Origin of the sequence: Mesorhizobium sp. M4A.F.Ca.ET.090.04.2.1, assembly GCF_003999085.1 — a bacterium.
Lineage (GTDB): Bacteria > Pseudomonadota > Alphaproteobacteria > Rhizobiales > Rhizobiaceae > Mesorhizobium.
Genome location: NZ_RZOT01000172.1, coordinates 2,604 through 10,687, shown reverse-complemented (window position 1 = coordinate 10,687; position 8,084 = coordinate 2,604). Strand labels below are relative to the sequence as shown.

7 protein-coding genes and 2 pseudogenes are annotated in these 8,084 nt (G+C 65.2%); 2 read left to right on the top strand and 7 right to left on the bottom strand.

What is annotated here, in order from left to right; translation table 11 throughout:
• Window positions 1-51: 51 nt before the first annotated feature.
• Both EN781_RS35295 and EN781_RS35970 read left to right on the top strand, forming a co-directional pair.
• Window positions 52-291: pseudogene (locus tag EN781_RS35295) on the top strand (ornithine cyclodeaminase family protein); the annotation flags it as partial.
• Window positions 282-839, top strand: a complete 558-nt coding sequence (locus tag EN781_RS35970; RefSeq protein WP_348631381.1) for a hypothetical protein — start codon at window positions 282-284, stop codon at window positions 837-839. The pseudogene EN781_RS35295 and the gene EN781_RS35970, both read left to right, overlap by 10 nt.
• A 5-nt stretch (window positions 840-844) precedes the next feature.
• Here the strand turns inward: EN781_RS35970 and EN781_RS14330 are convergent, their stop codons facing one another.
• The 7 genes and pseudogenes from EN781_RS14330 to EN781_RS14295 all read right to left on the bottom strand — a co-directional run.
• Entirely contained in the window at window positions 845-1,564 is a 720-nt protein-coding gene (locus tag EN781_RS14330; protein ID WP_126057013.1) for an ABC transporter ATP-binding protein, read from the bottom strand.
• A complete protein-coding gene (locus tag EN781_RS14325) occupies window positions 1,557-2,285 on the bottom strand; it encodes an ABC transporter ATP-binding protein (protein WP_126057014.1) in 729 nt (242 codons plus the stop codon). The genes EN781_RS14330 and EN781_RS14325 overlap by 8 nt, the downstream gene beginning before the upstream one ends.
• Complete coding sequence (locus tag EN781_RS14320; RefSeq protein WP_126057015.1) at window positions 2,282-3,244, bottom strand: branched-chain amino acid ABC transporter permease; 963 nt, start codon at window positions 3,242-3,244, stop codon at window positions 2,282-2,284. The genes EN781_RS14325 and EN781_RS14320 overlap by 4 nt, the downstream gene beginning before the upstream one ends.
• The gene (locus EN781_RS14315; protein WP_127400079.1) at window positions 3,241-4,122 is read right to left on the bottom strand and encodes a branched-chain amino acid ABC transporter permease; all 882 of its coding nucleotides are present in this window, start codon (window positions 4,120-4,122) and stop codon (window positions 3,241-3,243) included. Before EN781_RS14315 ends, EN781_RS14320 begins: the two co-directional genes overlap by 4 nt.
• A gap of 214 nt (window positions 4,123-4,336) precedes the next feature.
• Window positions 4,337-5,641: an ABC transporter substrate-binding protein gene (locus EN781_RS14305; RefSeq protein WP_126057017.1), complete on the bottom strand. Its 1,305-nt coding sequence runs from the start codon at window positions 5,639-5,641 to the stop codon at window positions 4,337-4,339.
• Window positions 5,642-5,770: 129 nt separating this feature from the next.
• Window positions 5,771-7,156, bottom strand: coding sequence for a hypothetical protein (locus EN781_RS14300; protein ID WP_126057018.1), 1,386 nt, complete (start codon window positions 7,154-7,156; stop codon window positions 5,771-5,773).
• A 93-nt stretch (window positions 7,157-7,249) separates the two neighbouring features.
• Window positions 7,250-8,084: pseudogene (locus tag EN781_RS14295) on the bottom strand (nicotinate phosphoribosyltransferase); the annotation flags it as partial.

Below are 8,084 nucleotides of genomic sequence, written 5' to 3'. Positions count from 1 at the left end.
GTATGGTGTGCGCCCAAGGCGGTGGTGCTGCCAGGCGACGACCGCTACATCATGGCGACTCTCGGAGTAGCTACCGAACCTCGGGTACTGGCGACCAAGTCGCTGGTGGTCAATCCCCGTAATTCCGAGCGGGGACTTGCAACGCTTAACTCGCTGATCACCCTTCTCGACGCTGAGACCGGACTGCCGCTAGCTGTGGTCGACGGCAATTGGGTGACCGCGAAGCGCACGGCTGGTCTAAGCGCCGTGGCGGCCCGGCGTCTGGCGCGGGCCGACCCGGCATGCGTCGCGTTCATCGGATGCGGGGTTCAGGCGCGCGGTCATCTCGAAGTTCTGGCCGACCTTTTCCGTTGCAGGAGATTCGAGCCTTTGCCCGGAGCAAAGGCAGTCGTGAAGCACTCTGCCGGATCGCTGAAACACGTGGTCTCAGAGCAGTCCCGAGCGATACTGCCAAGGCGGCGGTCGAACCCGCCGACATCGTGGTGACGACAGTCACGTTGATACCCGAGCCCGTTCCATTTTTGGATGCCCGATGGCTGAAGGCAGGAGTCTTCGCGACGATGACCGACCTGGCCCTGCCTTGGCTACCCGAAACCATGGCCATCTTCGATCGCATCGTCATAGACGATTTGGTGCAAGAGGCGCAGATGAGCAAACCCATGGTGAGACCCGAACTCGTCGCCGGCGACTTGACCGGTTTGGTCAGCGGCGACGTGCCGGGTCGTCAAAGCGCGAGTGAGCGAACGGCGTTCGCGTTCCGCGGCATGGCGGTCGGCGATCTCGCTATTGCCGGCCTGGCATTTGTGCGCGCGAAAGCGATCGGTGCGCTGGACGATTAGAGGCTTCAACCGACGCCGACATACCGCCTGACCGCCGACGGATCCGCGCGCAATTGCTCGACATCAACCGTCTCGCGGTTGCGGCCGTTCTCGATAAAGCAGACGCGGTCGGCGACCGACAGAACCGCATCGACGCGCTGCTCGACAAGAATGGTGGAGACGCCGCGCTCGCGCAGCTTGGCCACCGTCTCGCGGATCTTGGCGATCATCGACGGCATCAGACCTTCGGTCGGCTCGTCAAGCAGCAGCACCTGCGGTTCGAGGCAGAGCGCACGCGCCATGGCCAGCATCTGCTGCTCGCCGCCGGACAGCGTGCCGGAGCGCTGCCTGAGACGCTGGCGCAGCAATGGAAAAAGGTCGAGGACATTTTCCCGCACGGCCTTGCCCTTGCCGCGCGTCATCAGGCCGATTTCGATGTTTTCCGTCACCGTCATCTCGGCGAACAATCGCCTGCCCTGCGGCACATAGGCGACGCCGGCCTTCGGCACGTCGTGCGCCGCCAGGCCGGTGAGCTCCGTGCCGTCGAGTCTGATCGAGCCGGCCGCCGCCGGAACCAGGCCCATGATCGCCTTCAGCGTGGTCGTCTTGCCGGCGCCGTTGCGGCCGAACAGGCAAAGCACCTCGCCCTTGTTGAGAACAAGGTCGAGCCCGTAGAGGACCTGGACCTCGCCGTAGAAGCAGTCGAGCCCGGAGATGGCCAGCGCCTTGGAGCCTGCCTCAGTCATGGCCGGCCCCGAGATAGGCGTCCTGCACCTGGCGATTCCCGCGCACCTGTTCCGGCGTGCCTTCGGCGAGGATACGACCGGCGTTGAAGACGGTGATGCGGTCGGCGAGCTGCATGACGACCGGCATGTTGTGCTCGATCAGGAGCACGGTGGCGCTTTTGGCGATCTCGCGCACGAGCTCGATGAAATTGTCGATCTCGCTGTCGGCCAACCCTTGCGTCGGTTCGTCGAGGATCAAGAGGCGCGGCTTCAGCGCCAGACCCATCGCCACTTCGAGCAGCCGCTGGTGGCCATAGGATAGCTGGCCCGCCGGCATATGGGCGCGACCGGCAAGGCCGGTGCGCTCGAGCGCGGCCATCACGCCGGCCCTGACCGCGCCCTTGGAACGTCCGTCGGTCAGCGTACGCTGCACCGGCAAAGCGACATTGTCGTAGGCGGAGAGATTGGCGAAGACGCTGGTAATCTGGAAGGTGTAGGCGACGCCGAGGCGAACCCGTCTGTGGGCCGGCAGGCTGGTGATATCGGCGCCATCAAAGACGATCATCCCGGATGAAGGAGGGATGCGGCCGCTGACCAGGCTGACGAAGGTAGTCTTGCCGGCGCCGTTGGGACCGATGACGGCGCGGATCTCGCCCGGCATCAGCGCGAAGTCGACATTGTCGACGGCGCGCAGGCCACCGAAATTGCGGGACAGGCCCTTGGTTGTCAGAAGCGGCATCATGGCAGCCACCCGAGCCAGCGCTGGCGGATGCTGCCCATGATCCCCTTCGGGAAGAACAGCACCAGCAGGATGAGCGCGACGCCGACGATCAGCAGATAGGCCGAGGTGAAGCCGCTGGTGATGTCGGTGACATAGTACATGAACAGCGTGCCGATGAGGGGGCCAAGCGCGGTGGCGGCGCCGCCGAGCAGCACCCAGAGCAGCGGCAGGATGGAATACTGCACCGAGGCGAAGCTGGAGCCGACATAGCCGAACAGAAGCGCATAGGCGGCGCCCGAGGCCGCGCAGATGGTGCCGGAGACGACGACGGCGGCGAGCTTGTTGGAGAAGGTGTCGTAGCCGAGCATTTTCGTCCGTTCCTCGTTCTCGCGGACGGCGACCAGCACGCGGCCATAGCGGGAGCGGATGACGGCAAGCGTCGCCAGCAGGACGATGGAGAACAGGGCCAGCGCGCTCATGTAGCGCACGGTCGGGTTGGTGAGGTCGAGCGTCGTGCCGCCGAGGGTCAGCACCCGCGCCGCTTGCTGCACGACCAGGCCCTGGTCGCCGCCGGTCCAGACGGCGAAATAGAGGATGAGCAGCGAAAACACCTGCGCGAACATCATGGTGACGATCATGAACGCCACACCCGAAGTGCGCAGCGCCAGCACGCCGATCGCCAGGGCCAGCAGCGCGCCGCAGGCGATGCCGGCGAGGAAGGCGGCCGGCACGCTCCAGCCGAGATGATAGACGCTTAAGCCCGCGCCGTAGAGGCCGGCGGCGAAGAACATGGCATGGCCGAGGCTGAGCAGGCCGACATAGCCGAACAGCAGATTGTAGCCCATGGCGAAGACCGCCAGCACCATGATGCGGGCAATGAGGCCGTGGTGATAGTCCGGCAGGGCGAAGCTCAGCGCGAAGAGCAGGGCGATGACGCCGAGATGCAGCGCATAGGCCCTTGCCGGCGAAGCTTCCGTCATCGCGACGCCGTCCCGAACAGGCCTTGCGGCCGGAACACCAGCACCATGGCAACGACAAGCGTGGCGATGATCTTGGCCAGCGTCGGCGAGAAGAACATCGAGATGATGCCATCCGACAGGCCGATCAGCACGGCGGCGACGAGGGTGCCGCGCAGCGAGCCGAGGCCGCCGATGATGACGACGATGAAGGAGAGCAGCAGCGGATCCTGCCCCATCAGATAATGCGCCTGGCTGATCGGCACGATCAGCACCGCGGCTATTGCCGCCAGCATGGCGCCGAACGCGAAGACGCCGCCATAGACCCGGTCGACCGGAATGCCGAAGGCCTGCGCGGTCTCGCTGTCATACTGGGTGGCGCGCATCAAGAGCCCAACCTTGGTCCGTGTCAGCACCAGCCAGGTCGCGACGAGCAGCAGCGCGGAGGCCGCGACCACCGACAGCTTGTAGCCGGAGTAGCCGAACCAAGGCAGCAGGATGCGGTAGCTGAAGGGTGGCTCGACCGGGCGCGCCTCGGGGCCGTAGAAGCTCAGCGCCAATTGCTGGATGATGTAGAGCATGCCGATGGTGGCGACGATGGTGGCTTCCGGATTGTAATTGAGCCGGCGCAGCACCAGCCGCTCCGCGAGCAACGCAACCGCGCCGACGATGAGCGGTGCAATTGCCAGCGCGGCGACGAAGCCGAGTGCCGGATGGCCCGAGATCGCAGTCGAGATCGCCCAGGCCAGCACCGCGCCGAGCATGAAGAACTCGCCATGGGCGACGTTGACGACGCGCATCACGCCGAACACCAGCGACAGGCCAAGCGCTGTCAACGCCAGCACGGCGGAGGTGACGAGGCCTTCGAGGGCGGCGAGGAGGAGATGGGGTCCGAAGTGCATTGTTTATTTGCCAGCGGATGCGCCAGGCACCCCCCTCTGCCCTGCCGGGCATCTCCCCCTCAAGCGGGGAGATTGGCAGGACCTGCGACGGCGCTTTTCTACCATCGTTGGTAATTGGCGAAACCCGCCGTGAAATCCGATCTCCCCGCTTGAGGGGAAGATGGCCGGCAGGACAGAGGGGGGTGGCTTGGCGCTCACGCTGCTGGAGCTAAGTTCACAGCGCCTGCGTCGTGTAATCCCCTTCCGGCTCGTAGAGGCCGTCCTCGATCTTGGTCTTGTGGACGACCTTGAGCTTGCCACTCTCGACCTTGGAGATGTTCTGGATGCCGAAGCACTGGTGGATCTTGCCATTGAAGGTCTTTGGCCCCTGCGGATGCTCCGGCCCTTCGGCGAATTCCTTCAGCGCCTCGGTCGCCTCGACCAGCTTGGCGCGATCCTCAGGCCCTTTGTAGCCGGCATCCTCCATCGCCTTCTTGACGACATAGAGCGTTTCCCAGCAGCCGAACATGTGCGAGGCGGTAGAGACGTCCTTGGGATCGCCGACGGCGGCGCCATTGTCGTCGATGCCGACAGCGGCGCGATAGGCCTTCTGGGCGGCGGAATCGTCGGCTTGCGCATAGCGCGGCGAACCTTCCCAGAAATGGCTACCGTCGAGGAATTCGAGGCCGGGGCTGTTGATGTCGGTGGCCTCGAGCGAATCCATGAAGCCGAACAGTTGTGGCCGCGACGAGCCGTAGAACTCGCCGAGCTCCTTGACGAAGGTGAGCACGGCCGGGCCGACCATGACATGGTAGATCACCTCGGTCTCGGCCGGAATCTGCGGGAAGTACTTGGTGAATGACGACTCCGTCGGCGGAATGGCGATCTGGGCGATGACGTCGGCGCCCTGTGCCTTCAGCGCCGGCGGCAGATAGTCGCGATGGTCGTAGCCGAAGGCGAAGTCGGGGAAGATCTGCGTCACCTTCTTGCCGGCATTGGCGGCGATCCACGGCGCCATCGACTGGATCTGGCTCTTCACATCGGTGATGCCGGGCTGGAAGACATAGCGGTTGAGCTTGGTCGAGGCGACGTGGTGGCCTTCGCTGACGACGAAATAGGGGATCTTGTTTTCGCCGGCGGCCGGCGCCGAACCGATCACGACATGCGAGAACAGGGTGCCGAAGACGATGTCGGTCTTGTGCTGGGTGGCGAACTTGCCGACCACTTCGGCGCCGCGGGCGGGATCGGTGCCGTCATCCTCGATGACCAGCTCGACCTGGCGGCCATTGATGCCGCCGGCATCGTTGATCGCCTTGACCGCGGCGGCGCTCGTCTTCTCGTACCAGCGGCCATAGGCGGCGCCGATGCCAGTGCGGTGCGACTGGAAGCCGATCTTGATCGGCGCCGAGCTCTGCGCCTGGCTGTAGCGGACGAAGCCCGGCGCGACGGCGAGGCCGGCGCCGGCGGCGAGGCCCTTCAGCGCAGTGCGGCGCGAAAGAGTGGTCTTGGAAAGATCGAAAAACCCATTCTTGTCAGACACGGCAGTTCCCCTGTTTTTTGAGTTTTGACCAATGGCTGTAACGAGGCAAAAATTGCATGTGTACAAACTAAATCACCAAAGCCTCGACCTGGCAAGCGAACTTCCCGGTCGGCACGGAGGCCGCCTTTTTTACCCGGCGGTCGGCGTGGCAAGCAGCCAAAGGCCAAAGACCGTGTAGGCAATCATCAGCACGGTAAGCGGTAGCTGGCTGAGCGCCGCGCGCGCCGCGACCGGATGCAGCCGCCAGGCCAGGCCATGGGCGACAAGGACGGCCAGCACATGGCCAAGGACGATGACGCCGGCCTCGAGATTCCAGAGCCACCAGGCCGAGTCGGCGCCGGCGATCACGCCGGCCTCGACCTCCATGCCGGCGGTACCGAACAGATTCCAGCCGAGCGCGAACGGATCGGACATAGCAGCCAGCGCATACTGGCCGTCGACCAGCAGCGCCGTCAGGTAGTGGGCGAAATGGTAGGCGAGCGCGATCGGCACGATCGACCAGACCAGCAGGCCGGCAGCTTGGCGCAGCGAATGGCCGCTGCCGGCAAGGCGCTGGCCGATATGGACGGCAAGCACGAACACCGCTGCCAGCAGGACGAAGGTCAAGACAAGGCCAGAGCTGCCGATGCCGATCAGCGCGGTGCGACCGGGAAACTCCAGCGGATTGACGCCGAACAGGCCGAGCCAGAAGAAGGTTTTCGACAGTCCGTCGAAGGAGACCGACGACAGCGCCAGCAGCAGGAAGGCCATGCCGCTTGTCGGCAGCGACTCGGCGGAGAGCAGCTTCGCGCCTGGCCAGCAGAGACTGAGCCTGCGCTTGCCGTCGCGCTCCACAACAGCAAAGCGCGCGACCATGCTGAAGAACACGCTCAGGAACTCGCCGCGCCGGCTCCAGTCGCGATGGCCGAAGACAAGCATCAGCACGAAGCTCAGCAGCCAGTAGAGGCCGGCGGCGTATGCCAGCCGGGCCGGGTCGTCGGGCGCCGGGTCGATCAGCTCGAACCAGGCGAAGGCGAAGAACAGCGCGACGGCCGGCCAGCTGCCGAGCCATGCGGGCAGGCGCTCTTCTTCGCCGTCGCGGCCAATCAGGCGGCTGACGACGCGCCACGGCCCGTACCAGGGGTCGAGCCACGACCAGAGGTCGCCGAGGAGCCCATGCAGCAGGGCCAGGCCGACCCAGAGCAGCGTCCATATGACGAGCGGCAGCGGGTTGGACAATGGATCGCGGCTGCCGAACAGGCCGGCGGCAAGGAGGATTGCGAAGCCGGCAAAAGATATCAGGCTGACGATCGCGCGCGTGCCGTCGCCAAAGGCAAAGAGCGGCAGGCGGCGGCGCCAGAAGCGGTCGAGGGCATCGGGCGGCAGCAGCGCCAGGACGAGAAAGCTGGCGGCAACGGCAAGCGCGCCGCCGGCGACATAGTAGCCGGTGGGGAGGAGAAGGACATGGCCACGGTCGGAGGCGTGGGCGAAGGCGGAAGTGGGGAGGAACGGTGTGAAGGCGGCTGCGAGAGCCAATCGCGAAGGTTGGCGCCCTACGGGGGGCGCGAAGGAACTCGGCCTATCCAACTCTGCCGTCTCGCATGGCGGTACGGGAAGCACCCGCCACCCTCACACCTTGACCAGTTGCCTCACCCGGTCCTTCTCGCCGAATATCCTCAGATACCGCTTGATCTCCTTCTCATCCCCGGTGGCCTTGGCGGGATTGTCGGAGAGCTTGACCGCAGGTCGGCCACTGGCCTCGCTGACCTTGCAGACCAGCGATATGGCGTCGAGCCGGTTGGTCTCGGTCGGCGCGCAGCCCTCGAAATCGTTGGTGAGGTTGGTGCCCCAGCCGAAGGACATGCGCACCTTGCCGCGGAAGTGGCGGTAGGTCTCCTCGATCGTCTCGACCTCGAGCCCGTCGGAGAAGATCAACAGCTTCTGCCTGGGGTCCTTGCCCTTCTCGCGCCACCAGGACAGGATCTTCTCGCCACCCTCGATCGGCGGCGCGCTGTCGGGACGGAACCCGGTCCAGTCGGCGATCCAGTCCGGCGCATCGCGCAGGAAGGCAGCCGTGCCGAAGGTGTCGGGCAGCACGATCAGCAAATTGCCGCCATAATAGCGCTGCCAGTCCTGCAGCACCTTGTAGGGCGACTGCTTGAGCTCGCCTTCAGAATTGGCAAGGGCGGCAAACACCATCGGCAGTTCATGCGCGTTGGTGCCGAGCGCTTCCAGGTCGTTGTCCATCGCGAGCAGCACGTTGGAGGTGCCGGTGAAGGCCTCGCCGATGCCTTCCTTGAGCGCCTCGACGCACCAGCGCTGCCACAGGAAGGAGTGGCGGCGACGGGTACCGAAATCGGAAATGCGGATGCCCGGCAGTGCCTTCAGCCGCTCGGTCTTGGCCCACATCTTGGCCTTGGCGCGGGCATAGAGCACGTCGAGCGCGAAGGGGCCGAAGGCGCGC